Annotated in this window: 23 protein-coding genes and 1 tRNA gene; 7 read left to right on the top strand and 17 right to left on the bottom strand. The window is 50.5% G+C overall.

Going from position 1 to position 25816, the window contains the following annotated elements:
* Positions 1-433: 433 nt before the first annotated feature.
* From KDD30_RS01750 to KDD30_RS01740, 3 genes are all read right to left on the bottom strand, one after another.
* Positions 434-766, bottom strand: coding sequence for a hypothetical protein (locus tag KDD30_RS01750; RefSeq protein WP_211647110.1), 333 nt, complete (start codon positions 764-766; stop codon positions 434-436).
* Positions 767-826: 60 nt separating this feature from the next.
* Complete coding sequence (locus tag KDD30_RS01745; protein ID WP_211647109.1) at positions 827-1474, bottom strand: hypothetical protein; 648 nt, start codon at positions 1472-1474, stop codon at positions 827-829.
* 216 nt (positions 1475-1690) lie between these two features.
* Positions 1691-1777 (bottom strand) — tRNA-Leu (locus KDD30_RS01740).
* A 251-nt stretch (positions 1778-2028) separates the two neighbouring features.
* Here KDD30_RS01740 and KDD30_RS01735 point away from each other — a divergent pair.
* Positions 2029-2523 (top strand): RDD family protein, encoded by a 495-nt coding sequence (locus KDD30_RS01735; protein ID WP_211647108.1) that lies wholly within the window; start codon positions 2029-2031, stop codon positions 2521-2523.
* A gap of 59 nt (positions 2524-2582) precedes the next feature.
* On the opposite strand, the gene lptG is transcribed toward KDD30_RS01735, so the two are convergent.
* Both lptG and lptF read right to left on the bottom strand, forming a co-directional pair.
* Complete coding sequence (gene lptG, locus KDD30_RS01730) at positions 2583-3653, bottom strand: LPS export ABC transporter permease LptG (protein ID WP_211647107.1); 1071 nt, start codon at positions 3651-3653, stop codon at positions 2583-2585.
* Positions 3653-4753, bottom strand: coding sequence for an LPS export ABC transporter permease LptF (gene lptF / locus KDD30_RS01725; protein WP_211647106.1), 1101 nt, complete (start codon positions 4751-4753; stop codon positions 3653-3655). The genes lptG and lptF overlap by 1 nt, the downstream gene beginning before the upstream one ends.
* Before the next feature lie 194 nt (positions 4754-4947).
* Between lptF and pepA the strand changes: the two genes are divergently transcribed.
* The 3 genes from pepA to KDD30_RS01710 are packed head-to-tail and all read left to right on the top strand — an operon-like array spanning position 4948 to position 9834.
* The gene (gene pepA / locus KDD30_RS01720; RefSeq protein ID WP_211647105.1) at positions 4948-6456 is read left to right on the top strand and encodes a leucyl aminopeptidase; all 1509 of its coding nucleotides are present in this window, start codon (positions 4948-4950) and stop codon (positions 6454-6456) included.
* Positions 6457-6505: 49 nt separating this feature from the next.
* Entirely contained in the window at positions 6506-6946 is a 441-nt protein-coding gene (locus KDD30_RS01715) for a DNA polymerase III subunit chi (protein ID WP_211647104.1), read from the top strand.
* Between the two features lie 26 nt (positions 6947-6972).
* Positions 6973-9834: a valine--tRNA ligase gene (locus tag KDD30_RS01710; protein ID WP_211647103.1), complete on the top strand. Its 2862-nt coding sequence runs from the start codon at positions 6973-6975 to the stop codon at positions 9832-9834.
* 73 nt (positions 9835-9907) lie between these two features.
* On the opposite strand, the gene KDD30_RS01705 is transcribed toward KDD30_RS01710, so the two are convergent.
* The 8 genes from KDD30_RS01705 to KDD30_RS01665 form a co-directional block, all read right to left on the bottom strand.
* Positions 9908-11989 (bottom strand): hypothetical protein, encoded by a 2082-nt coding sequence (locus tag KDD30_RS01705; RefSeq protein ID WP_371826076.1) that lies wholly within the window; start codon positions 11987-11989, stop codon positions 9908-9910.
* A complete protein-coding gene (locus KDD30_RS01700) occupies positions 11905-12870 on the bottom strand; it encodes a carboxypeptidase-like regulatory domain-containing protein (protein WP_211647101.1) in 966 nt (321 codons plus the stop codon). Before KDD30_RS01700 ends, KDD30_RS01705 begins: the two co-directional genes overlap by 85 nt.
* Positions 12871-13504: 634 nt before the next feature.
* Complete coding sequence (locus tag KDD30_RS01690; RefSeq protein ID WP_211647099.1) at positions 13505-14296, bottom strand: HEXXH motif-containing putative peptide modification protein; 792 nt, start codon at positions 14294-14296, stop codon at positions 13505-13507.
* 29 nt (positions 14297-14325) lie between these two features.
* Complete coding sequence (locus KDD30_RS01685) at positions 14326-14592, bottom strand: hypothetical protein (RefSeq protein WP_211647098.1); 267 nt, start codon at positions 14590-14592, stop codon at positions 14326-14328.
* On the bottom strand, positions 14593-15705 hold the full coding sequence (locus tag KDD30_RS01680; protein ID WP_211647097.1) for a radical SAM protein: 1113 nt from the start codon (positions 15703-15705) through the stop codon (positions 14593-14595).
* Between the two features lie 5 nt (positions 15706-15710).
* Positions 15711-16160, bottom strand: coding sequence for a hypothetical protein (locus KDD30_RS01675; RefSeq protein ID WP_211647096.1), 450 nt, complete (start codon positions 16158-16160; stop codon positions 15711-15713).
* 395 nt (positions 16161-16555) lie between these two features.
* On the bottom strand, positions 16556-17572 hold the full coding sequence (locus KDD30_RS01670; RefSeq protein ID WP_211647095.1) for a M48 family metallopeptidase: 1017 nt from the start codon (positions 17570-17572) through the stop codon (positions 16556-16558).
* The gene (locus KDD30_RS01665) at positions 17569-18717 is read right to left on the bottom strand and encodes a YjgN family protein (RefSeq protein ID WP_211647094.1); all 1149 of its coding nucleotides are present in this window, start codon (positions 18715-18717) and stop codon (positions 17569-17571) included. The genes KDD30_RS01670 and KDD30_RS01665 overlap by 4 nt, the downstream gene beginning before the upstream one ends.
* Positions 18718-18985: 268 nt before the next feature.
* Between KDD30_RS01665 and KDD30_RS01660 the strand changes: the two genes are divergently transcribed.
* Complete coding sequence (locus tag KDD30_RS01660; protein ID WP_211647093.1) at positions 18986-19399, top strand: DUF2061 domain-containing protein; 414 nt, start codon at positions 18986-18988, stop codon at positions 19397-19399.
* Between the two features lie 58 nt (positions 19400-19457).
* The gene (locus KDD30_RS01655; protein ID WP_211647092.1) at positions 19458-20363 is read left to right on the top strand and encodes a helix-turn-helix domain-containing GNAT family N-acetyltransferase; all 906 of its coding nucleotides are present in this window, start codon (positions 19458-19460) and stop codon (positions 20361-20363) included.
* Positions 20364-20444: 81 nt separating this feature from the next.
* Here the strand turns inward: KDD30_RS01655 and KDD30_RS01650 are convergent, their stop codons facing one another.
* The 3 genes from KDD30_RS01650 to prs all read right to left on the bottom strand — a co-directional run bounded on the left by KDD30_RS01650 (position 20445) and on the right by prs (position 24186).
* Positions 20445-21500 carry a DUF898 family protein gene (locus KDD30_RS01650; protein WP_211647091.1) on the bottom strand — a complete coding sequence of 352 codons (1056 nt, stop codon included), beginning with the start codon at positions 21498-21500 and terminating at the stop codon, positions 20445-20447.
* 225 nt (positions 21501-21725) lie between these two features.
* Positions 21726-23321 (bottom strand): nicotinate phosphoribosyltransferase, encoded by a 1596-nt coding sequence (locus tag KDD30_RS01645; RefSeq protein WP_211647090.1) that lies wholly within the window; start codon positions 23319-23321, stop codon positions 21726-21728.
* 10 nt (positions 23322-23331) lie between these two features.
* A complete protein-coding gene (gene prs / locus KDD30_RS01640; protein WP_211647089.1) occupies positions 23332-24186 on the bottom strand; it encodes a ribose-phosphate diphosphokinase in 855 nt (284 codons plus the stop codon).
* Positions 24187-24362: 176 nt separating this feature from the next.
* On the opposite strand from prs, the gene KDD30_RS01635 reads away from it, so the two are divergent.
* Positions 24363-25061 carry an NUDIX domain-containing protein gene (locus KDD30_RS01635; RefSeq protein WP_211647088.1) on the top strand — a complete coding sequence of 233 codons (699 nt, stop codon included), beginning with the start codon at positions 24363-24365 and terminating at the stop codon, positions 25059-25061.
* A gap of 156 nt (positions 25062-25217) precedes the next feature.
* On the opposite strand, the gene rraB is transcribed toward KDD30_RS01635, so the two are convergent.
* Positions 25218-25607 (bottom strand): ribonuclease E inhibitor RraB, encoded by a 390-nt coding sequence (rraB, locus tag KDD30_RS01630; protein ID WP_211647087.1) that lies wholly within the window; start codon positions 25605-25607, stop codon positions 25218-25220.
* Positions 25608-25816: the final 209 nt, after the last annotated feature.

The following is a 25816-nucleotide window of genomic DNA, read 5'->3' as shown; positions in this document are numbered from 1 at the left end:
GCAAAGCTGCCGAAGGCGAGAAATTCCGTCATGCGTGTGTGCCAAGAAGCATCTCAGTGCAACACCTGGCATCCATGGGCAAACGCGGCGACTGATAGCTGGCAACTGCAGAGTTCAATCTGAATTCAGGTTGAACACGCAAGCCGGGAGCGCATATTAATGTGACATGCATCTAATTTCCAGTACCGATCTCCGGTCAGGAAAAAGAAAACGTTTGCCTGAGAAAAAAGCAAGACGCTGAGAATACAGGCTTCGGAAATCGTTCCGAAGCCTGTGACCAATCGTGCGGTTAACCTGCGGCAGGCGACTCCCGCCACCAGGCAATGGTTTGCGGAACCGGTTGCCCGAATACAGGTGTTGCGAGTGATAACATGACTGTTCAGTCAGTTAAAATCGAACAGCATACATGCCGTTCAGTCTCTGATTCAAAAGTTTATCCAGGCAATCCTTTTCGCATCAGCCTGAGCTGGCGCATCTTCAACAACAACCCGGAGCTTTTTGCCTGCCATATAAGCCGAAATCGCCATCGATAACGTACTGTCATAAGCGTCATCATTATTTTCCAGATAGGCAAACGTAATATCATTGCAAGCGGCATTCTTCCCCGCCCCATCAAGATCAGCATTTTGTTGGCATGGAAAGACCCATCTCCGCGATCAGCCTGCACATAAACAGTTTTCAAATCCACCTCACCACAGTCGATTGTCTCAGCAGCCTGAACCAACCCACTGGCTGCTATCATCGCCGCCGTTAAAACATATTTCATCAATAGCTCCAACCTGTCCTCATTAAGAAACAGAGAGCATACATGAAGATGGATGTTAAACTAATTCAATGCACAGGAAACTGCCTCATACGTCATCGCATAGACAACCATCAAGGCCGCCAGAACACGACGTTCATCCGGCAGTGATTCATCCAGCCAGACATAATCGCCGCGAGCGCCTAAAGGTTGCCCTGACGAGAAATGATATTCTGCGATCACACGCTGATTGAGCCGCACGCGGTTGCCGCCAACCTCAATGGCGTCTTTGGCTTCATTTTCAAGCAGGGCCGTATTTTGCACGGTCCACAACGCTTGTTTCACCTGCGCTGCGCCACTGAGCAACACCGGATCATCCCCAAACAGTGACACCCCTGCCCCAAAGACAGGCTGTTTTTGAACGCAGGCGTGCCGGTAATTCATGGCAGCCTGTACACCGCTTAATCCCGACAACGTCAGTTGCACTTCCTGCACATTGAATGGCGCATGGTACTCGTCCGGAAAATCACCCGCTTCATGAAGATTCACCCAACGCTTTCGGATCACTCCCTGGAAATCGGCAAACCGGATTTGTCTGCCAGCGTCATCGGATCGATCTTCAATGCGATATCTGGCATGTTCCGTCAGGATATCCGGGCGACCATGATGCATCTGCAAGCCACATCCCGCGAGCCCGAGCCCGAGGAACAGGCTGATCAATTGAGTCTTCAAATGATTTTCCCTGAATGAACAAAGCGTCCCTGAACATCCAGTATATGCAGACATTTTCGGGGTTTCATACTTCAAGTCTGAGGAATGTTTTTAGAGAAGAGGACAGAAAACATCAGCCCGCTTTCCTGCGTTTGATGACAAGAGAAAAGCGGGCGTCCGTTTCAGAACGCAGAAACAACAAAGCCCCGACTTTCGTCGAGGCTTTATTGTTGAAATTGGTGCCCGGGGCCGGACTTGAACCGGCACAGTGTTGCCACCGGCGGATTTTGAATCCGCTGCGTCTACCAATTTCGCCACCCGGGCAGATGGGGGTCATTATACGTATACCGTGTTGATGTGCAAGAAACTTTATCTGGCCTCACGAACCGTTTGCTGCTTTTTTCAACATGATGCGATCACATCAGCCAATTGACACATCAAGGCTTTCAATTCAGCGAATAAAAGTGGGGAGATACCTTGGGTATGTACCCCTGCGAAAGAAGTATTGCTACACTGTGCGCCAGATTTTTCTGGCAGGCCGGTTTGGCCGGTCGCTCACATTTTCTGGTGGAACCATGACAACGAAAGTGAATCAGGACACAACGCACACCAAACAATATCCGGGGCTTTTCCGCCGGATCGGCGCCTGGATTTATGATGCGCTGGTCGTTGCGGCTGTACTCATGCTCGCGGGCGGACTGGCAATGGCAGTCGTCGCCATCCTGCTCAATGCCGGCATACTGACGTTGGCACCTTATATCGATGCCAGTGAATACCTCAGCAAACATCCGGTGGCAGCCCCGCTGTATTCGATGTATCTGGCTTTGAGTGTGATTGGTTTTTATGCTTATTTCTGGTGTAAAGCCGGACAGACGCTGGGCATGCGGGCCTGGAAACTGCGGATCCAAAATGCGGACGGTTCCAACATTCGCCTGACGCAGGCCCTGATCCGGATGGCAACGTCAGCTTTTGGTTTAGGCAATCTGATGGTTCCCTTCAGCACCACCAAACAGTCTTTCCAGGATCTGATGGCAGAGTGCGAAATGGTCTTACTGCCGAAACCGAATTAAGTGCTCACGGATACAAAAATGGCGCCTGATCGGCGCCATTTTTCTTTGTGGATTCTGTCTCAGAGTTTTCGCTTCAGCAGATACAGTGTAATGCCAAGGAACACCAGGCTTGGCCCCAATGCCCCAATCACCGGATGCAGCCGATAGACAATACTCAGCGGACCGAAAACTTCGTTGGAGATATAGAAGGCAAATCCGAAAATCACCCCGGACAATACCCTGGCGCCCATCGTCACCGAACGCAGCGGCCCGAACACGAACGACAGAGCCAGCAACATCATGACGGCGATCGAAACCGGTTGGAGCGCTTTACGCCAGAAAGCCAGCTCATACCGGGACGCATCTTGCTTGGTATCTTTCAGATAACTCACATAGTCATAGACACCGGTTAGTGCCAGTTCTTCCGGTTTCACCGTAACCACGGCCAGCTTGTCCGGCGTCAGACTGGTTTGCCAGATTTTCGTATCAAAATGCGTATTTTCCTGTTTCACCTCACCGATCCGGGTCACGGTGACATCTTTCAGCTCCCAGCCTTTATCCTCGACAAAGGTTGCCGTACGGGCAAACAGGTTTTCCTTTAAGACGTCATTCTCATCGAATTCCCAGATGTTGATGGCATTGAGCGTGGTTTGTTCATGGATCCGGCCAATATAGATGAAGTCATTGTCATCTTTGGCCCAGACTCCTCGCTGTACTGAGAAAACGTTCCCCCCAGAGGTCCAGACCGCCCGGAGTTCACGGGCTGCCTTTTGCGCCTGTGGCGCCCCCCATTGCCCCAGCACCATCACCAGCAGCATCAGCGGCACCGCCGTTTTCAGCACGGATATGCCGATATCCAGTTTCGAGAACCCTGCCGCCTGCATGACCACCAGCTCCGAACTGGAGGCCAGTGTTCCCAGACCAATCAGGGCCCCGAGCAGGACTGCCATGGGAAAAAACATTTCAATATCACGCGGCACACTGAGTAACACGTAAATTAATGCTTTCCACAAATCATAGCTACCATCGCCGACTTTACGCAGCTGTTCCACATATTTAATGATGGCCGACAGCCCCACCAGCGTCGACAGAGTCAATGCAGAAGTCGCAATAATGGTCCGGCCAATGTACCAGTCGAGAATCTTAAACATCAGCCGCGTCTCCGGAATTTTTCTCTGAATAGTCGCATCGGTAAGGTATCCCAGCTATTGAGGCCAATGGCGACCAGAAGCATGATGATATTGATCCCCCAAAGTCCGATCCCGACCGGTAACGCACCGTCTTCGACGGCAGATTTCGCAGCACTGATTGCCAGGAAATAGGTCAGATAGATGAGCACCGCAGGCACCAGTTTGGCAAAACGGCCCTGTCGCGGGTTCACCGCAGATAAAGGCACCACCACCATGGTCAGCAACGGAATACAGAGCACCAGCGACATCCGCCACTGGAATTCAGCCTGCGCAGCCAGCTCCGGTCGCTGCATCAGCGCCAGAGTCGGCAGTGCATCCCAATCCCGGTTTTTTTCTTTGATGGCCCGCTGCCCGATCACCGCCTGATAGTTATCAAACGAGGTGATGCTGTAATCCAGACGCGTCGGTAACCCTTCGTAGCGCACCCCATCTTGCAGATCGAGTACCTGCCGGCCGTCTTTCAGCTCACTGATCGTGCCGCTGTTGGCAAACATCACGCTCGGACGCAGGGTGTCACTGGCCGTCGGCTGTGCCACAAAGACACGATTCAGCGTGCCACCTTTATCTGTAATGTCATCGACAAAAACGACCCCCCGACCATCCGGCGCGCCCTGAAACTGCCCTTTGACCAGCAGATCAAGGCCGGAATCAGCTTCCACCTGCTCCATCACCTGGGTTTCTTTCTCGGCACTCCAGGGTGCCAGCCACAAGGCATTAAAGCCTGCCACTGACCCCGTGATGATTGCCAGCCACAATGCTGCGCGAATGAGGAAAGTATTTCCAATCCCTGTGGCATTCATCACAGTTATTTCACTTTCCGCATATAATCGCCCAAATGTGAGCAAGATCCCGATATACAGACTGAGTGGGAGCATCAACATCGCCATCGACGGCATGTATAACCCCATCAGGGTCAGTACCAGGTCGCCGGGAATGGATCCTTCTGTCGCATCGGCCAGGATGCGGATAAACTTCTGACTAATAAAGATAAGAAACAGTACAAAAAGCACTGCAACCTGGCTCTTTATTGTCTCACGTGTCAAATAACGAACAATAATCACGCGTTACATACCCATAGAAAACTTGTTTTTTTGCTGGAATCACTATAATTTTCCGGTAAATCAGTTATTTTTTTATCTTTCGGCTAACTGTCAGCCTGCACTTCGATCTTAAACTGAATTCAAGAGACAACAAGTAAGTGCGGCATTATCTATCATTTAGCCCTCATTGTCTTTATAGGATGTTAGGAGTACGCATGGAGTTCAGTGTTAAAAGTGGTAGCCCCGAGAAACAGCGCAGTGCCTGTATCGTCGTTGGCGTCTTCGAACCACGCCGCCTCTCTCCAATTGCTGAACAACTGGATAAGATCAGCGAGGGCTACATTAGTTCCCTGCTGCGTCGCGGTGATCTGGAAGGAAAGCCGGGACAGATGCTGTTGCTGCATCACGTGCCTAATGTGCTGTCAGAGCGCGTCCTGCTGGTTGGCTGCGGAAAAGAACGCGAGCTGGATGAGCGCCAGTACAAGCAAATCATCAAGAAAACCATCAGTACCCTGAATGAAACCGGGTCGATGGAAGCCGTGTGTTTTCTGACTGAACTGCATGTCAAAGGCCGTGATACCTACTGGAAAGTTCGTCAGGCAGTAGAGACCACCAAAGACAGCCTCTACACCTTCAACCAGTTCAAGAGCACGAAGCCGGAGACACGCCGTCCGCTGCGCAAGCTGGTCTTTAATGTTCCGACCCGTCGCGAACTGTCGCTGGGTGAGCGTGCAATCAGTCATGGTCTGGCTGTTGCCTCCGGTGTCCGTGCTGCAAAAGATCTGGGCAACATGCCACCGAACGTGGCCAACCCGGCTTATCTGGCTTCTCAGGCACGCCGTCTGGCAGACGATTTTGAAACCGTCAGCACCAAGATCATTGGCGAGCAGGAAATGAAAGAGCTGGGCATGACGTCCTATCTGGCGGTTGGTCAGGGCTCAAAGAACGAAGCCATGATGTCCATCATTGAGTACAAAGGTCATCCGGACCCGAACGCCAAGCCGATTGTGCTGGTGGGGAAAGGTCTGACCTTCGACTCCGGCGGTATTTCAATTAAGCCGTCTGCCAACATGGACGAAATGAAATACGACATGTGTGGTGCCGCGACGGTCTTCGGCGCCATGCGCTCTCTGGCGAAACTGAATCTGCCGGTCAACGTCATTGGCGTACTGGCGGGTTGTGAGAACATGCCTGGCGGCAGTGCGTACCGTCCGGGTGATATTCTGACCACCATGTCCGGCCAAACGGTTGAAGTGCTGAACACCGATGCCGAAGGTCGTCTGGTACTGTGTGACGCCCTGACTTATGTCGAGCGTTATGAGCCTGAATGTGTGGTGGATGTTGCCACCCTGACCGGCGCCTGTGTTGTGGCACTGGGTCATCACATCAGTGGCCTGATTGCGAACCACAATCCGTTGGCGCATGAGCTGGTGAATGCCTCTGAGCAGGCCGGTGACCGCGCTTGGCGTCTGCCAATGACAGATGAGTACCAGGAGCAACTGGCCAGCCCGTTTGCGGATCTGGCCAACCTGGGCAGTCCGGGTGCCGGCACCATCACTGCCGGTTGCTTCCTGTCGCGCTTCACCAAGAAGTACAACTGGGCACACCTGGATATCGCCGGTACCGCCTGGACCGGAGGCAAAGACAAAGGTGCGACCGGCCGTCCGGTGCCGCTGCTGGTCCAGTTCCTGCTCAACAGAGCCGGGCTGGAAAACCTCGATTAATCATCATCGACAGAGGGGCCAGCAGGCCCCTTTTTTCGGATAGTAATTTATGAGCCATGCGACCTTTTATATCATTGATGACGCCGCCCCCGAGGCAAGGCTGAAACTGGCCTGTCAGCAGGCCGCATGGCGCTACCAGCAAGGCCAGACCGTTTATCTGCTCGCTGAAAGCCGCGAACAGGCCGAATGGCTGGACGAATACCTCTGGCAACAGGAACCGGATCACTTTGTCCCCCATAATCTCATTGGGGAAGGTCCGCGTCAGGGTTCACCGGTCGAAATCGGCTGGCCCGGCATGCGCCACAGTGGCCGACGGGCCGTGCTGATAAATTTGGGACAAGACGCACCAAATTTTGCCGTGACCTTTGCACAAGTGGTAGACTTCGTTCCTTGCGATGAACAACTCAAGCAGCAGGCCCGCGAACGTTTTAAAGCGTATCGCCTGGCTGGCATCCAATTACAGACCGCCGCTGCGCCTGAGTCGCCCTAATTCCACCGAGATCCATCAAGAGCGCTATGGAAAAGACATACAACCCACAATCGATTGAACAAGCGCTGTATCAGCGCTGGGAAGAGGCTGGTTACTTCAAGCCTCACGGTGACACGACGAAAGATGCCTACAGCATCATGATCCCACCGCCGAACGTCACAGGCAGCCTGCACATGGGCCACGCGTTCCAGGATTCCATCATGGATACCCTGATCCGTTGTGAGCGTATGAAAGGCAAAAACACCCTGTGGCAGGTCGGTACAGACCACGCGGGCATCGCCACCCAAATGGTTGTGGAGCGTAAAATCGCTGCTGAAGAAGGCAAAACCAAGCACGATTACGGCCGTGAAGCTTTCATTGACAAGATCTGGGAATGGAAAGGCGAATCCGGCGGCACCATCACCAAACAGCTGCGCCGCCTGGGTGCATCCGTCGACTGGGATCGTGAGCGTTTCACTATGGACGACGGCCTGTCCAATGCCGTGCGTGAAGTCTTTGTCCGTCTGTACGAAGACGATCTGATCTACCGTGGCAAGCGCCTGGTCAACTGGGATCCGAAACTGCACACCGCCATTTCAGATCTGGAAGTTGAAAACAAAGACAAGAAGGGCCACATGTGGCACTTCCGCTATCCGCTGGCCGATGGCGTAAAAACTGCGGATGGCAAAGATTACATCGTGGTTGCCACCACGCGTCCGGAAACCATGCTGGGTGATACCGGCGTTGCGGTGAATCCGGAAGATCCGCGTTATCAGGATCTGATTGGCAAACACATCCTGCTGCCAATCGTGAACCGCCGGATTCCTATCGTGGGCGATGAGCACGCAGACATGGAAAAAGGCACCGGTTGTGTGAAAATCACCCCGGCGCACGATTTCAACGACTACGAAGTAGGCAAGCGTCACAGCCTGCCGATGATCAACATCCTGACTTTCGACGCCAACATCCGTGATGCGGCTGAAGTATTCAACAGCAACGGCGAACCCTCGGACGTTTACGCAACCGACATGCCTGCAGCCTATCAGGGCATGGAGCGTTTTGAAGCGCGGAAAGCCATTGTCGCTGAATTTGATGCCCTGGGCCTGCTGGACGAAATCAAAGATCACGACCTGACCGTCCCTTACGGCGACCGTGGCGGTGTGGTGATCGAGCCGATGCTGACCGACCAATGGTACGTGCGCACCGCCCCGCTTGCCGCACCAGCGGTGAAAGCGGTTGAAGACGGCGACATCAAATTCGTGCCGAAGCAGTACGAGAACATGTACTTCTCCTGGATGCGCGACGTACAGGACTGGTGTATTTCCCGTCAGCTGTGGTGGGGTCACCGCATCCCGGCCTGGTACGACAATGACGGCAACGTCTATGTTGGCCGCACTGAAGAAGAAGTCCGTGAAAAATACGGCCTGGCGCCAGTGATCGTGCTGAAACAAGACGACGACGTGCTGGACACCTGGTTCTCCTCTGCCCTGTGGACATTCGGGACTCAAGGCTGGCCGGAGAAAACCGATGATCTGAAAGTCTTCCACCCGTCTGATGTGCTGGTGACCGGCTTCGATATCATCTTCTTCTGGGTTGCCCGCATGATCATGATGACCATGCACTTCTGTAAAGATGAAGACGGTAAAGCACAGGTTCCATTCAAAACCGTCTACGTGACCGGCCTGATCCGTGACGAAAACGGCGACAAAATGTCGAAGTCGAAAGGGAACGTGCTGGATCCAATCGATATGATCGACGGGATTGATCTGGAGTCTCTGGTTCAGAAACGGACTGGCAACATGATGCAGCCGCAACTGGCCGCGAAGATCGAGAAAAACACCCGTAAAACATTCGAAAACGGCATTGAACCTTATGGTACTGACGCCCTGCGCTTCACCCTGGCTGCCATGGCATCTACCGGCCGTGACATCAACTGGGACATGAAGCGTCTGGAAGGTTACCGGAACTTCTGTAACAAGCTGTGGAACGCCAGCCGTTACGTGCTGATGAACACCGAAGATCAGGATTGCGGCTTTGCCGAAGGTGCTGAGCTGGAATACTCTCTGGCAGACAAGTGGATCGAATCTCAGTTCGAGCTGGCCGCGAAAGAATTCAACGGCCACATTGAGAACTTCCGTCTGGATATGGCAGCCAACAGTATCTATGAGTTCATCTGGAACCAGTTCTGTGACTGGTATCTGGAACTGACCAAACCGGTTCTGTGGAAAGGCACTGAAGCGCAGCAACGCGCGACCCGCCGTACCCTGATTACTGTGCTGGAGAAGACCCTGCGTCTGGCCCATCCGGTGATCCCGTACATCACAGAAACTATCTGGCAGAGCGTGAAGCCACTGGTGAAAGGCGTCGAAGGCGACACCATCATGACACAGGCACTGCCTCAGTATGATGACGCGAACTTCAATGCCGATGCACTGGCTGACATCGAATGGGTGAAGAACTTTATCACCAGCATTCGTAACCTGCGCGCCGAATATGACATTGCACCAAGCAAAGGCCTGGATGTGATGCTCAAAGCCGCCGACGACAAAGACGCTGCCCGTTTGCAGCAAAACCAGGCTGTTCTGGTTGCGCTGGCGAAACTGGAAAGTCTGCGTGTGCTGGCTGCCGGTGAAGAAACACCAGCTTGCGCCACAGCACTGGTCGGTAAGTCGACGCTGATGATTCCGATGGCCGGTCTGATCGACAAAGACGCTGAGCTGGCACGTCTGGACAAAGAAATGGCCAAGACTCAGGGCGAGATCAAACGCATCGCAGGCAAACTGGGTAACGAAGGTTTCGTCGCAAAAGCGCCGGAAGCCGTGGTGGCCAAAGAGCGCGAGAAGCTGGAAGGTTACAAAGAAACCCTGATTAAACTGGAAGAGCAGAAAGCGACCATCGCGGCGCTGTAAGCGATTTCAGTTCACAGCAAGACATGAAAAAAGAGGCCGAATGGCCTCTTTTTTTGTGCTCAGACATCGCCCCTTAATCCGCAGTACAAGTCACGCCGGGGTTCACGTCGACAAAAATATTCACATTCAATTGCTTGAGCGTTGTCATCTGCGAGCAAGGCACATGAACCGCACCGGTGAGATCAACCCGTGACAGAGCACTGAACCGTCTCTTTTGCTTCAGGTCAATCAACGGGCTGATATCTGTCCCCTTGAAGCCCTGTAAAGAAATTTGCATGAGTTCCGGTAACACGCGCAAAGCAGACAGATCGGTGACATGGGTATGATTCAGATACACATTTCTTAATGCACTCAACTGTTCCAGCGATGGCAACATTGAGATATTGGTGTCTGATAAGTTCACCCATTGCAACTTCGTCAACCCTGACAGGGCCGAAATATCTGTCAGTGGATTGCCCGAAATATCCAGTGTTTTTAATTCGGTTTGATACGCCAGTCCGATGGGATCAAGCTGGGTCAATCCTGAATCAGCAAGCTCGAGGGAAATCAGGTTGGGCTTTTCCCTGAAAAAGCTGAAGTCGCTGATCTGAGTGTTCCCTATCGCAATTTTCTGTAGCTCATTCATTTGCAGAAAAATATGACCATCACTGATGCCTGTGCCATACAAGTTGATTCCGATCAGTTGCGTGAGTTGAGGCAGCGCACTGAAATCGGTCAGCCATGGACTATGAGTCAAAGCCAGCTCCGTCAGGCTGGTCAGCGCTTTCAGCACAGTCAAATCAGTCATGACCGTTTGCTGAAGCGCCAGACTTTTCAGTGTGCTCAATGACACCAAAGCGGAAACATCCGTGATCTGGTTTTTCGCCAGCACCCCGATATGATTCAGATGGGTAAATTGTGCCAAGCCATCGAACTGACTGATCCCCGCATAATCAGGACCACATTCAAGCTGGTTTAAATCCCCGATATCACGAACTTTCGGGGCAAGATCCTCAACACAGCGACGCAGTTGTGAATCGATAATTTTATCGAACGCAACCTCAGAATAGGGCTGGATCTGTAGCGTGATTTGCGATGAACTCATCAGCCCGTCTCTGTTTTCCACCGTGACAGCCAATGTGATCGTTTCTGGCGAGTTTTCTTCAATGTTCGGAAGTTTGAATGTGACACGGCTGCTATCACGATTAAAGAGCGTGACGTGAGGACCCTCAGTCTGATACCAGTCATAGCTCACACCCGAAGTGTCTTTGACCTGAACCGTCGCGGAAGTCAGTTGCCGCTCAAAACCATCGCTCCCCGTCACTGAAATAATTTCTGGCGGCGCGATCCCGCTAAACCGCTCATCCAGCTGTGTGTCTTCAGGGGTCACACCAAGCACATTCAACGGCGATCGGATAAAGTCGTTCAACCCTTGGTACAGCACTTTCTGCAGATTGACATCATCCAGCCGGCCATCGTCCGACAAGTCTCTGGAAACCATTTCCAGCCAGTCGGTTAAACTGTACGCGTTTGTATTGATCGCAACCATCATGGCTGCAATCGCTAAAGCATGCTCAGTGTTATCCCCTTTCCTGAAGATGCCCGACGGATCCAGCAAATTCGTGGGCGGGTAAAAAACAAGGCTGCGACGCAGACCAAAGGCGAACGCAATATCCCGATTCGCTTGCTCAATAGTATTTTTCGTCAGCATTGTCCCGAGCATTTTTGCCCGGCGAACAGCGAGTTCAGTCAACGGCGTAATATTCAATGTCGTCATTCTGGCCGCAGACGTATCGGTTGCAGCCTGGAGAGGCTGCTCCAGAGTGACGGACTGACCTGTCGCCTCACTTTCATATGTGCCACCCGTCACTTCAGCAATAATAATGCCTTCATAAAATTGATAATTCTTGATGCGATAGCGACCGTCAGTTGCGGTGATCGCTTCTCCGATGACCGTCCCATCTGGCTGATAAATGATCACCCTTGCACCCGCTAACGGACCTTTAAAAGCGATGCCTGAAATCACCGGAACCGGAGAGATGCGAAAAGAATAGTGCTGTTCCGTTGATAAGCCTTCAGCGTCTGTGACCGTTAATTTGAGCACGAAGAATTGACTTGTCTCTGGTGCCGGTACTTTGATGGAAACCGCAGCGGTTTCAGTCCCTTGCATGAGCACCTCAGGACCGCTGATTTGCTGCCACTGATACCGCAATGCACCTTGATTATCATTATCCGTAATCTCAGGCGCAATTTCATAGACGCCCCCTCTATCAGCGTTGACGCTGCGAGTTTTTCTACCACTGGCGGTGTATTGCGGTAAAACGCCTTGTCTTTGGATGTTTGACTCCGGTCCAGTACAACCCGGTTGAGTGGAGAATCGAGAAAATTATTGATACCCGCATGCAGTCGATTCAGCACTTGAGGGTCATCCAGATTGCCATTATCTGCAAAGTCCTGACGAAAACCATTCAATACTTCTCCAAGACCGATGCCTTCAGTCTGTGCAATTTTCGTCATCCCGGCAATAACCAGCGCATAATCAACATGAGGACCGGCTTGTCCCTGATGTGCGGTATCCAGCAAATCAACGGGGGCTTCACTCACAATATCCAGATCCAATGCCATGGATTCCGCAATATGACGATTTGCCCATGCGACCCGATCCGTCGACAGCCCCAGATTGGCTTCACGGGCCGCCAACTCGGTCAGCAAGGTCACGTTCATCACCGCTTCGCTTTCCGACAGCACGGTCACTGCGCTCATGCTTTCCGTCAATGACGTGAGTTCGCCGGTTGCTTCATCAATGTAATTTCCCCCGGTGGCAGTAATCCGGATCACCCCCTGATAAGACATATCCAGAGACAGCCGATAAAAACCTTTATCTTCGGTTACGGTTTCACCAAGCGTATTTCCGATGGCATCAAAAGCGCGTACCGTCGCATATGCCACTGGCCCTTTAAAAACCTGTCCCTGAATCTGAGTGGATGCGGTGACAGCAGGAGACTGCTCTGACTGCCTGTCTCCACCCTTACAGGCAGCCAGAGTAATCACAGACATGAGCATCAAAACTTGTCTGATATTTGAAAATGAGATCATCACTATCTTCCATGAGGTGACATGATTGGATAAACCGGTCTGCGCCAATCCCAACACAGCAAGCGCATAACCAACAAGGTGTATAATCCGGTGAATTTTAAATGTTAATCAATTGGTTACAACATGGTGACTCGTTTCAGCCCGTACATTCACCCACGAACATCACGCATTGCGACACGGATATCATTCATGAGGCTCGGCAGGATTGACGACAAACGGCAGCATCAGCTCAACGGATTGAAAGCTGAGTTGCATCTCATCGAAAAGTGACAGGCATCGCCACTTTTCGATGGGTTGAGGATTGCTTGATGATTGACTGGGCCAGTGGCTTGATTCGATGAACGCCCTGAACCCCGTTCAGAGCATTGATCAGAATATTCTTAACGCTCGGTCAATGCCGGCACCTGCGCATGAGGCTGTGGCAGACTTTGACTGGCGTGCAGCCACAGTGCATCTAACCCGGAAACGAATTGAAGCCCCGAAGCCGTGAGATCAGCATGATCGTGAATTTCACCCAGTGCGCGGGCAACTTCGCTGACCCGAAGGGACAGTTGATCTTTGCACCAGGCTTGCGTCTGAGACAGCGCTTCGTCGGCTAAAATCCGCCGATAAAAATCACAGACATTGGTGAACGCATGGGCACCGAGAAATACCCCCGCATCGGCCTTGGAATATCCATCCACGGATGTCGATAAATCCGCTGCTCATCTGGGTTGAGATATAAATCTTCAAACTCCAGATACAGGCCCAGCAGAATATGCATGGTCTCATGCAAAATAGACTCCGCAGATTTAATCCAGGTCTTGGGATAGGTTGTTAAAAAACAGGAGAAAGGGTATTGATACCCACTTGAACTGTTAAACCACCCCGATTCCTGAGGCACCTTCACTACGAGCGTTCTGTTCAGCGCGACTAACTTTTGAATGCCTTCCGAGCCATACAGACAAGCAAGCAATTGAAAGCTGTGATTGAGCTCATCCCGGATCGTCGCCAGATCAACACTGAGGTCATCTTCCCCCGTTTTATTCGACATCGCATGGATGTGACAGTGCTGATGATGAATCACTTCAATCTGACCCAGAAGATAAAATCGTTCGAAACGCTCCAGACGATCATCACACAGCTCAAACGAGTCGGTCTCTGCATGATAAACACAGACGACGTCGCTTTGTGTTTTCAATACCACCTGATTGGCGTGAATGGTCATCGTCAGTGACTGTTCTTGCGGAAATTTCAGCCCCCACCGGCTGCCGATGGGTAAAAAGATTGGCTCAATCACCACTGGCATGTCTTCAATCGGGACGTTCAGATCGAACACTTTCAGCAATAAGGGCAACAACACCGCAATTCTCTGTTGTACCGCCCGTTGAATGACGTCGGATTGCACTTGCTGCGCTTCCAGATCGTCGAGCAGCTTCAGGGTGTCCCCAGCCAGGCAATAAAAGGCATGGCGCGATAAACGTCTGCTTTCTGGTTGCTGAACAGCTGCGGGATCCAGTGCTTTTCATACCCCGCCAGCTGACACAAAAAATTCAGCATAAAATCGGTTTTTCTTTCATGCCAGTGCAGTAAAGTGTCCAGCATCTCTGCATTGCCGGACAGGTCGACAAAAAAAGAACCCGGTAACTGAGGCGGGTTCATCGTGTTTCTGAATGCACGAATCATATTTTTTCGAAGCGTCATTTATCCTTCCACCTCAACGTACATGCTGGATAAGAGCGTGTCATAGATATGCCGACTGATCTGTTGAATATCTTCACAGTAAAGGCTGCTGTTATGAAAACCATTGGTTTTGGAGTAACGGTGCATGACATAGCCCCCGGCACAAGACGCCGAAAACTCACATTGCCTGCAGTTCTCCGGCAAATGACGCTTGGCCTGAAAAGGCGTAAGCCACAACGGATGCTGAAAAATCGCTTCAATGGCATCATCCATCAGATTTAACCCGGTATCTACGGCATCATGGCCGCAGATTCTCAGCACATCATGCGGTTCAATCGCGCCATCCGGCTGAATCACAACTGCTGCAACATTCGAGGTCCCGAACGTTTCTATCTGTGGTGTTAACCCAAGCAGCCCTTCGACCATCCCTTCCAAATGGCGGATAACCACGCCTTTTGGCCAATAATGATGAAACCAGGTCTCAAAAGCCTCGATATGAAATTGGGCGATCGAAGCGACGCCTTCATCATCCCGTGTAAAATTGGGGATCAGAAAATCAAATCGCTTCGAGCCCAGTTCGTCGGCAAAAAACTTCACCAGCGCTTTTCCGCTCGCAGAAGGATCAGCCACACACAGCAATGCCGGTTCGATGCCTGCGGATCGGCAACGGTCAATGGCCTCTATCACTTTGTCGTAAGAACCTTTGCCATTCACCGTGATGCGGTATTTGTCATGCACGGACTTCGGGCCATCAACACTGATCGCAATCCCGACCTGAAACTGCCGGAAAAGACTCAGTAAACGGTCATTCAATAACACGCCATTGGTGGTGATATTGCAGCGAATCCGGCACCCGCTGCGAGTCGCCAGTTGCTGCGCCTTTTGCAAAAAGGCCGCCAATCGCCGGTATCCAAACAGTAACGGCTCTCCCCCGTGCAAAATCAGATTCAGGTGTTCCAGTTGATGGGATGCAATCAAGGCCGCGAGTTTTTCAAACAGCATCTCTTCCAGTGCCGGAGACAATGTTTTCGGCAACCGGAGCACTTCCGGATCGCGGAACCAATGACAATACGTACAATCAAGGTTGCACCGGGATGCAACCTTCACAATGATATCTAAACGCTTCAAATGCATGGTCATTACTGCATTTTGGGCGCTTCAAATAAGGCTTCCAGATTAAGGCCGACCCGGGCTTCCAGTATTTCCCGGAGGGCAACTTCGTTAATACGGTGAAAGTCATGGTCCAGGATCCGTCCGTCCGGATCGTAATGATCGTGCTGAATGTAATGATCTGTATTTGCGGTCTGGGTATAGGTTCCTCCCTGAGAGTAAGTACCACAAGCTTCACAGCCATTGCCCCCCGGTAACCCCGGGATCACAATGCCGTGATGCGTCCCTTCTCGTTTCGCATCGCGAATTTTGAGTAAGGTCGCCAGCAAGGCTTCGTTGGACACAATCACCGTCTTGTCCAAAACCGCCGTGTCATGGAAATCTGCACCTCGGCTTTCAGCTTCCTGCTGCAAGCTTGCCTGTGCTTCAGCGGCAGCAAAAGTGGACAGCATTGAGGCCAGTGTCATTTGTTTTTTCATTGAGCGTTCTTCCTGTGATTCCCGAACATCGGGTTCATCCGCGTGAACCACCGGAGACTAACTTTCAAACCGATAGAAACAACGATGCAATAAATTGCTTTTGACCGTTTTCACAGGTTGAAATGTTTTTCCTCATGTCATTGCACAAGAAATTAGATTTGAGCTGAAAAGCAGGAAGACGAAAATAGAAAGGAATCAAAAATACCAATCAAAGTAAGTCAGTGATCAAAAATAGCGCAGGAAAAATGTTTGAGAACAAGGCAGATTTTTTAGATAAGTAGTTATTCTACAATCAAAAAATCTAACGCAGTTATCGAACATTTTAACAAGCTAGGATGATCAGTTATTTACTGCGATTGGTATAAGCTACCCGAACCACCGGATAGCTTGTTTTGTTAATCGCGGGATGTTTGCTGAAGGCTCTGAATACGCTCAGAGAGCTCCGGGTGACTTTGCAACCACGCCGGCAGCTCGCTGTCACCATCGTGCTCCATGAAACGATTGAACATCGCCACCATGGGCGCTGTTGAACCATACTGCCGGATCATCTGCTCGGCAGCGAAACGGTCCGCCTCGCGCTCGGCATTCCGGGAGTAACCGGAAGACGCAATAAAAACGCCGGTACCGGTCAGGTTATCCACCAGACCTGAACTTTCCCCGGTCAGGAGCGCAACCGAGACAGATAACAGGGCCGACTGAACCACTGCTTCCATCACATGCTGGTGGTACACATGGCCGACTTCATGCAGCAGCACACTGTCCAGTTCAGCAGGTGTCGTTGCCAGCTCAACCAGCGAATCCATCACGACAATGGTCCCGTCACTCAATGCAAAGGCGTTGGGGCCATGCTCCCAAGTGCGAAACACGATCTTCGGCTCAACCGGTAAAGCGGGCAAATTGTCCTGCAACAAAGCAAACCGGTCACGAATCTCCCATTGCTCCGGTTCCGTCAGATCCGACGGCTCGAAAAGATGCGCATCTAAGATCTCAAGGACATTTTCACCAAGATAGACAGGCACTGCTTGTGGCAACATCCGGGCAAAATAATGACTCGCCGCAGGAATGCCATAACGGAACCCTCCCAGACCCGCCAGTACCGTCAGCATGATACTGAGCAGGATCGCCAGCCAGTGGCGCTCCAGCCGGTGCACCCAACGGTTCCGTTGTGGCGCATGCTGCGCGATCCATCTCTTCAGAACCCGATCATCGCTGGGTTTAAACAACCAGCCATCCGGAAATGTCACCGATGCAGGCAGATTTCCTAACGGCTCAGTCAGCTGCGCACGCGAGGCCGCACATTGTGTGGTGTATTCCCCGCAACGCAACGTCAGTTCACCCGAAGCTCCCAATGCCAATTCTGCATCCTGCCGCTCAGCACTGAGCGGCGGATAACAAAAGCCAGAGATGATCATCCCAGCCCCATTTCAATATCAAAGGCAGACGCGACTTCATCCGCAATGGCTGCACCCTCATCCATGACCTCACCTTTGGCCGTCAGCAGCGAGAGATCCCCGACCACAGACGTATGCTCACACAGGAAGCGCGTTGTGCGAACCATCACCCATGCCCGTGCCAGACCCAGAGAAAAAGCCTGCGCCAGGAAGTTGGTGATCATCAGCCAAACGAAGCTGCGCGTACGGACGGTCGACGTAAAACCGTATTCCGGTGCTCCCGAGACGACCAGTTGCGCAAAGGTGTAGTTCCGGACACGCACCTGCACAAACACGGCAATAAAGACCATCAGTAAAATGACAAACACCATGCCAGACATACCGCCCACCATAAACCAGAATTGATCAATCACAGAGCCCATTTCACCCGAACTCATCGTCATGAAAGCAATCACTAAAGCGATAATGGCGACGACAGCAATCATCACGATAGTCAGGCCAGCGCCCAGTAATACCCCCAGCAAGATGGTTTTTATAAAAAACTCAGTGCTGATTTCTGCACGGAAGGGCCGATCTCCATATTGATACCCGTTTGCGAAATAACGGGTCATTGCTGCACTCACATAAGCAAATAGAAAGAGATAGGCTGCAACAGTCAAAATGCTACAAATGATACCCAAAACGACAGAGTGCTCTGCGACAAGCGCCGTGACGATCGCCAAGAACACAAGCGGAATCATCCCGATCAGACCAGCCCCCATCATCGCCCAGTAAGCACCTTTCACGCTTCCCGTAAAGTTAAAACGGACATTTCTGTAACTACTCATCCGCGCATCGAATCGGGCATTATTTCGGGCCAGAATGGGGGTGAAACCCACAAAAATCAGCATCAGTAATGAAGCAGCCAATGGGAAAATTGCATTTGCGATTGCCCAGATCAAGACACACACAAAAGCGATGATCCGGCCAATCAGAATCTGCTGCGGGGTTGCATGATAATCAAAGCGGTCACCTGCAAGCTCCGTGTTACCGTAAAAATACTTCTTTGTCCGGACCTTTGCCCATGCAGAGTAAATTCCGAGCGTTACAATACTGAGCAGAATATTAACAATCCAGATGCCGAAAAACTCGCCACCTTTCCCGTAAAATATAACCTTATTATTCATTCTTATCGTTCCTAGCTGTTCGCAAGCAATCACATCAACCTGAGGATGCAGGTCGTCAATTCGACGCCATCATAATGCAACATAAAGCATAATAAAGCGTACCGTCTCCATTTTTTATCGAAGCCAGAAAAGATAAGGCGACCCGGGAAGATTATTCATGTTGATTCGCAGAAAACAATAGCTAATGACGATTGATATGATAGAACCAATCGTTTTTACTTATTTACCGGATCCCCCCAAACTGAAACCATCAACAGAGGGTTTTGCCATGAAAAAAACAATCAGTTTCGCCGTGATTCACTTTACCGTTGCCTTCACCGTCGCTTACCTACTGACCGGCGATATGATTCTGGGCAGCCTGATCGCCATGATTGAGCCCATGGTCAACACAGTCGCCTTCTACTTTCACGAGAAAGTCTGGCAGTGGCCATCTCTGAAAACATCCCGGTTCGGGAAACCGTCAAACAAGACCATGACATTTGCCGTGGTCCATTTCAGTGTCGCATTCAGTGTGGCTTCTCTGCTCAGTGGCAGCTGGATGATTGGCGGCATTATGGCGCTGATTGAGCCCTCAATTAATACGCTGGCATATCTGGCGCATGAAACCCTGTGGCAACGTCGTGAAAAACGTGAGGCACAACATTCAGCGTTTCACTGCCATCATCATTCTGTTTTTCATTGACATTGTTGTTACTCGCAACTAAATTCAGTTGCGAAAAACAACCGAATGGAACACAGACATGGATGCACAAACCCTGCGTCACCTTTCCCGCCAGTTAGTTCGCCAGCTCGGCATGCTGGACAATCAGTGCGGCAATATAGACCTCACTCCGGTTCAGGCCCACACACTGATCGAACTGGAAGCTGCACCCTGCACTGTCAGCGATATGGCCACTCTGCTCAAGGTCGATAAGTCCAATGCCAGCCGTACCCTTGCGGTTCTGAGCAATCTTGGCCTGATCCGCTTTCATCCGCACCCCGACGATAAGCGAAGCCAGATTGCCACCCTGACTCCTGCCGGGCAGACAAAACTGACAGCACTGCACTACAGTCTGAATACTCAGGTGGAAGGTTTTCTGGCTCAGATGGATCTGGATGAGATTAAAGCGCTGGGTGCCAGTCTGGCCAGATACAAAAAATCCATGGTCATGGCCAGCCGTCAGCAGGGTTACGCCATCCGGCCGTTAACGCCGCTGGATAACGCATCCATTGCCGCCGTGATCCGAAAAGTCTCGGCTGAATATGGCCTGACCGCAGACAAAGGCTATGGTGTCGCCGATCCGACGCTCGACAGCATGAGTGAAGTCTATCAGGCGGACAGGCATGAGTACTGGGTGATCGAACATCATCACCGGGTGCTGGGCGGCGGTGGTATTGCCGCACTGGCTGGGGAGGCAGATGTCTGCGAATTGCAGAAAATGTATTTCCTGCCAGAGCTACGCGGTTTAGGTCTGGCGCGAAAGCTTGCGGTGAAAGCCCTGCGTTTTGCCCGGGAACAGGGTTACCGTGCCTGCTATCTGGAAACCACCGCTAATCTGGTCGAAGCCATCGCGCTTTACGAGTCTTTAGGATTTCACCATATTGAGGAACCCATGGGCAACACCGGACATGATGCCTGTGAAATCCGGATGGTGAAGTGGTTTTGACCCGGCAGGTGAGACACACTTTCAGCCAATGCTGCCAAGAAGCGGCAGCATTAACATTGCGCAGACATCCGATTTTTTTCCTCAGCCTGCCTTTTCAACCTGAAGTGCGGATACACAAGCGCTTTCAATCGGCCTTAAATCTCCGACGATCATAATGTGTTCGAAGTAAAACTTATGCCTGCTCACGAACACCCAGGGCATTGCAAGCCCTAATGTAAAAATGAAAGTATATAAACAACTGAACCAATGAAGAAAAATATGCCATCCACTTGCCGTCGAAACAAATTTAAATTCATCAATTCCTTCCACTTGTATTTTATCAAAATAATGATATCGGTACTCTGCTGCATATGAAATAATAAATAATAGCATTGTAGTGAACGATAATACTAATGCTAAGCTCTTCCAAAAATAATCGCCAGACATCCAATAAATCAGCCCACTCAGGGAAATCGCCACAAAAAAATATTTTACTGATACGAATGCACTGAGCATTGATTGAAAAATTTCTCTTTCAGATATTGTCGTTTTCAGGCAATAATTACCGTACGTGTAATGATTAATAATATAACGTGCTTTTCCAACAACAAAAACAATAGTCAGAAGAACCATAGACAGGAAAGCACAACCATAAAGACTATAGCTGAGAGTTTCATTTGTTCGTTGAACTTGAAAGCCCGAGTAAATGAACCCACACACAAGAATTAAAAAGAAAACTACCTTCGGATGGAAAAAGAGAAAATATGCACCTAATTTAGGTCCAGAAAAATTAAACCTCAAAGAGTTTAAACTCTTACCACCTACACTAACCTGCACACATTTATAATAAAAAAGTGGAATGCACAAAATAAATGTAATTAATGAAATCATAAACGACTCAATCGATTGAACAGCAATAGCGAACAAAACGAAAAGAACACCCCCAAGACCCAACGCATATTGTAATAGTTCATAGGGTGTCACATGATAATCAAACTTAAGTGAACCAATTTTTGTCTGAGAATAAGTATATTGCATGATTTGGGGCATTGCCCATACCCAGTAAGCACCAGAAGATATAAAAATAAAAATAATATTTTTTAATAATATTTTCAGAAATTTCCTTAGCTCAATGTCACATGTTATTTTATGATTCATGAACTGCAGCCCTTATCGATTATTTTGTAAAAATAAAAATCCACAAGATAATCGGGTCTGAAAGTTCAGTGCAACTTGTTTGACTGAATTCAAATGACTTTAACTCTTTTTTTCAAACCTTGATTCCATTTCCTGCTCAAAAATAACCTCGGATTCACGTAGTATCTTTATTAAATAAAAGCTGGCCATGCCAGCTTTTCAATCAGAGATAAAAATAAACGTCCTTTAAATCTGCGTGCTGATCAGCCCCCGGATATCGCGAAGCGTCGTCTCTTTCACCAGTTGTCCGTCTTCAAAAACAACCTGCAATAATCCTTGCTGCTCCTCGGCTTCGGTCACGTTGTCAAAGCACACCAGTTCGCCATCGACACGATCCACTTTGAGTAAGCCTTTTGCCGATCGTTTTTTACTGTCAGTTTTAGGTTCTTTGAAAATCGCAACCCGCTGGTTGCCTTTCACAACGCTGGTTGCTTTCACCGCTGAACCATGGGTATCCCGCGTGACATACTGATAGCTGAATGAGCCAATTCCCAGTACCACTTTGGAGGCGAACCCTTTGTCCATGAGCCGCTGCAGAATCTGACGCTGGCGAGTCAGGGTAATCGCATCCCCATAAATGGCACCGATATGATCATCCAGCAATTTATAGCCTTTGTCGGTGAATGTGCCACCAAAGGTGTCCCACAAGCACTCAATAAGTCCCTTGATTTCACAGTGCTCAAGCCGTTGCGTGTCGCCTTCGACCACCCCGAAGTATTCCCCCTGCCAACGATAGGCTTCGTACCCTTCACGCACAGCCGCTTTTTCTGCCTCTTGCTGTGTGTTGACCAGTTCACTGTAATCAGACACGGGCGACATCCGATAACCCGTCAGAATTTTCACCGGATCGCCGGAATCCGGGCGAATCACCACAGTCCCCTCGCGGGCCATGATCTCTTCTTTCAGTTGTGGCAGATAGTCCGTCACCAGTTTCCAGAAATCCCAGGTGTCTGATACCACGCTGAGAATGCCCGTCGGTGACTGTTCCCGCATCAGATAACGGAAAAACTCAATTTCGCCTTCGAGTATCCAGGAACAGGTGACCGAGTGTTCCGTCGCATCGACTGAGCATCCCACCAGCTCCTCATCCACATTTGAACCATAATATTTTTCGGCAAAGAGCACCGCAGGAATGGTGTCGGTTCCCACCAGCCCCGATGCCAGATGCCCGAAACCACTCATCGCCGCGGCGTGTTTACCGAACATGCCGCGAAAGCTGAAATCATGGCCCTGAAAAGGGACGATCTCGGCTGGCAGTCCTGTTTTTTCCGCAAACTCCCGGAAGACTTTCAGGTATGCCACAGACGTGGTGGCGCTGGTTTGAATCGGCCAGTTTTCACAGCTGAGGACGGTCTCAATCATGTTTGTGAGCCACTCAAAGCCTGGTTTGGTGTTCACAATGGTGATTGGCGGCACCTGATAAGGCACCAGCGTGCCTTCCGGTAACGCTTTCACCCTTAACGGCAAATAGCCCAGATCATGCAAAGCTTCCAGATAGCTGACATCCACAGGGTAGCCCAGCATGGCACTCATAATCCGTCTGTGGTTTGCTACTGCGCTCTCTTTGTCTGCCGCAAAGAAGGCCTGCCACTCTTCCTGCAGGTAACTTTTGATAAAGTATTGCAGGCCGACAAAGGCTACTTTGTCGTTATTTTCGACATTGCTTAACTTGCCACTGCGGGACGTATAGTTCGCATACACCTCCGTGACATCCGGGTGATAGGCACGGCTGTGAAACTCTTTATACACATCTTTCTGCATGCTGGCTGCGGTAATGGTCATGAGGTGCTCCTTAAAGTTCAATCATTTCAAGTTGCACATCGCTGTGCTGGATAAAGTCCGCTTTGTCGCGGCAAGAATTCGTGGTGTAAATGGTGTCGATCAGACCAGCAAAAACAGCCAGCCCCTGAGAAAAGATGCCGTGAGTGACATAGAGGGCAACCGACTTGGCCCCTTGTGCCTTCAGCACTTTCGCCAGCTCGGTGAAGGTTCGGCCTCCGTCACAGATATCATCGGCGATCAGCACGTCTTTTCCCCTGACCTCGCCCAGTACCTGAGTTTGCAGGATATCTCCGGTTTTCAGATCACGGACTTTCTGTGCCTGAACCACTTCTGGCTCACCGCCAAAGTGCTCCGCAATTTTGATCGTTTTTTTGCTGGCGCCAGCATCCGGCGACACCAGAACGAGCTCACCGCGGCTCAGTTGCGCTCGCAAAGCTGGAAACTGCTCAATCAGTGTGACCTGCGAAACATTTTCAACCCGGTCCAATAACGCCGGGACGACATCGCTATGGGCATCCCACACGGTGACTTGATTGAGGTGAAGCGAGTTGATCAGTGAGGCCATGACTTTTGCGCCCAGCGCTTCACCCGCAACACAGACCCGGTCCTGACGTGCATAAGGAAAATAGGGCAAGAGCAACTCAATTGATGTTCGTTCCATACGCAACCTTTTTAATGCATCAACAGCCATGAAGAGTCGCATGATCTGTGAGGCATCCGAGGCTCTGACAATCAGCCGTATCTTCTCACTTTGAGCAAAATCTGATGGCTCGAAACGAATGTGCTCCTCCCCACCGGAGAATGTAAATGCTTCATATGCCACTTCTTTGGTGTTGCCAGCACCATCAAAACTGATGATTTTCATAACCCCTCACAGATAATGTCCCTAAGACACAAATAAAGTAACAAACAAGATTCGGTGGATCAACATCTTTACGTCCCAAAGACACTATTGATTCAGTTTTTTATCCTTCTCCCGCTTTGTTTGAATGAGCAGTCAGAATTCGTTATTGTGTCGAAAAGACACAAAATAAGACTCTCATGGCGCTTGATTACGATTTAAATCAATACAAAAAACCACTGTTCACGGTGGACAGTGTGCTGTTTACAATTTTGCAGGGCAGCCTGAAAGTGCTGCTGGTTAAACGAGCCAATGCGCCTTTTCAAGGTCGGTGGGGATTGCCTGGCGGCTTTGTGGATGTCGATTCAGACGACAATACAGAGATGAGTGCGCTCAGGAAGATCAAAGAGAAAACCAGCGTAGCACCTCAATATCTGGAACAGTTGCAAGCCTTCTCTGGGATCAACCGCGATCCAAGAGGGTTCAGCGTGACGCTGGTGTATTACGCTTTAATTTCTCCACAGCAGATTGCAACACAAATCGACGCCGTAGATGACGTTCAATGGGTCGATCTGAGTGACTTACCTGATCTTGCCGTCGCATTTGATCACAAACACATCATCGAAAAAGCCAAAGAGCGCTTACAGCAGAAGGCCCTGTATTCGATGATCCCGGTCTACTGCCTGCCCGAGCAGTTCACCATCGGACAGCTCAAGTCCGCCATTGAAGCGATCATTGCCAAGCCCATTCAGCGTAAGAGCCTGGTCAGACGCATCGAGGCCAGCGGCATGTTTGAAGCGCTGGATGAAAAAGTGAAATCCGGTGGCCGACTGGCGCAGCTCTATACCTTAAAACCCGATGTGGATATCGTTCTTTTCGAGCGTAACCTCAGCCTGTAAAGATGGTTCCAATACAACCTTTACTGTCTGATGTTTCCCGGAAAAACTGAAACAACAGATAAAAAAATCCCCCGACGGGTCGGGGGATTTTTTGAATCATGGCCAGTCTTTGCGGCCCCTGATGGCAGGTGAAACCTATCCCATCACCGAAGAAAATTAAGCGTCTTCGCCTTCATCGTCTTCGCCGGACTCGAAGTAAGTGCCCCAGCCGTCGTAGTCAATATTGTATTTCTGCGCCAGCTCAACCAGCTTCAGCACCTGAGCGTCGATCAGTTCGGCATCCAGTGCAGATTCCATCACGGCATCAAAACAGACAACTTTACCGCCACCGTCTTCCGGATCCAGCTCAAGCTCTTCTGCATCCATGACTTCAAAGCCCATTTTAAAGGCTTCTGCAGCCGCGCCTTCCAGCTGCGCAAAGGTATCTGCAGAGAAGTGGTGCTCAATCGAATACAGCGCATCAGGATCACTGCCATCTTCCAGCAGGGACTCAATAATCTCGCGAGTCTCTTCCTTCTGCTCTTCAATCAATTCTGCATAAGACATGGGGTCTCTCCAAGTAAGGTCTGCCGACCAAAGTATGTACGAAATTGGCCGCCAATATGGCATGGATTCTCGCGGATTTCCATCCTCAATACAGGCCGGTTCAACACGGGATGAACCGCACCAATTTTCAGGTTGTTTTTTCGATTGACACAACCATATATAATTTCATATTTTATGGATAATTATTCATAAATTGCACATTTTCACAC

The organism is Photobacterium sp. GJ3 (assembly GCF_018199995.1).
GTDB lineage: Bacteria > Pseudomonadota > Gammaproteobacteria > Enterobacterales > Vibrionaceae > Photobacterium.
The sequence above is the reverse complement of the archived record's forward strand: the minus strand, read 5'-3'. Positions and strand labels throughout refer to the sequence as shown.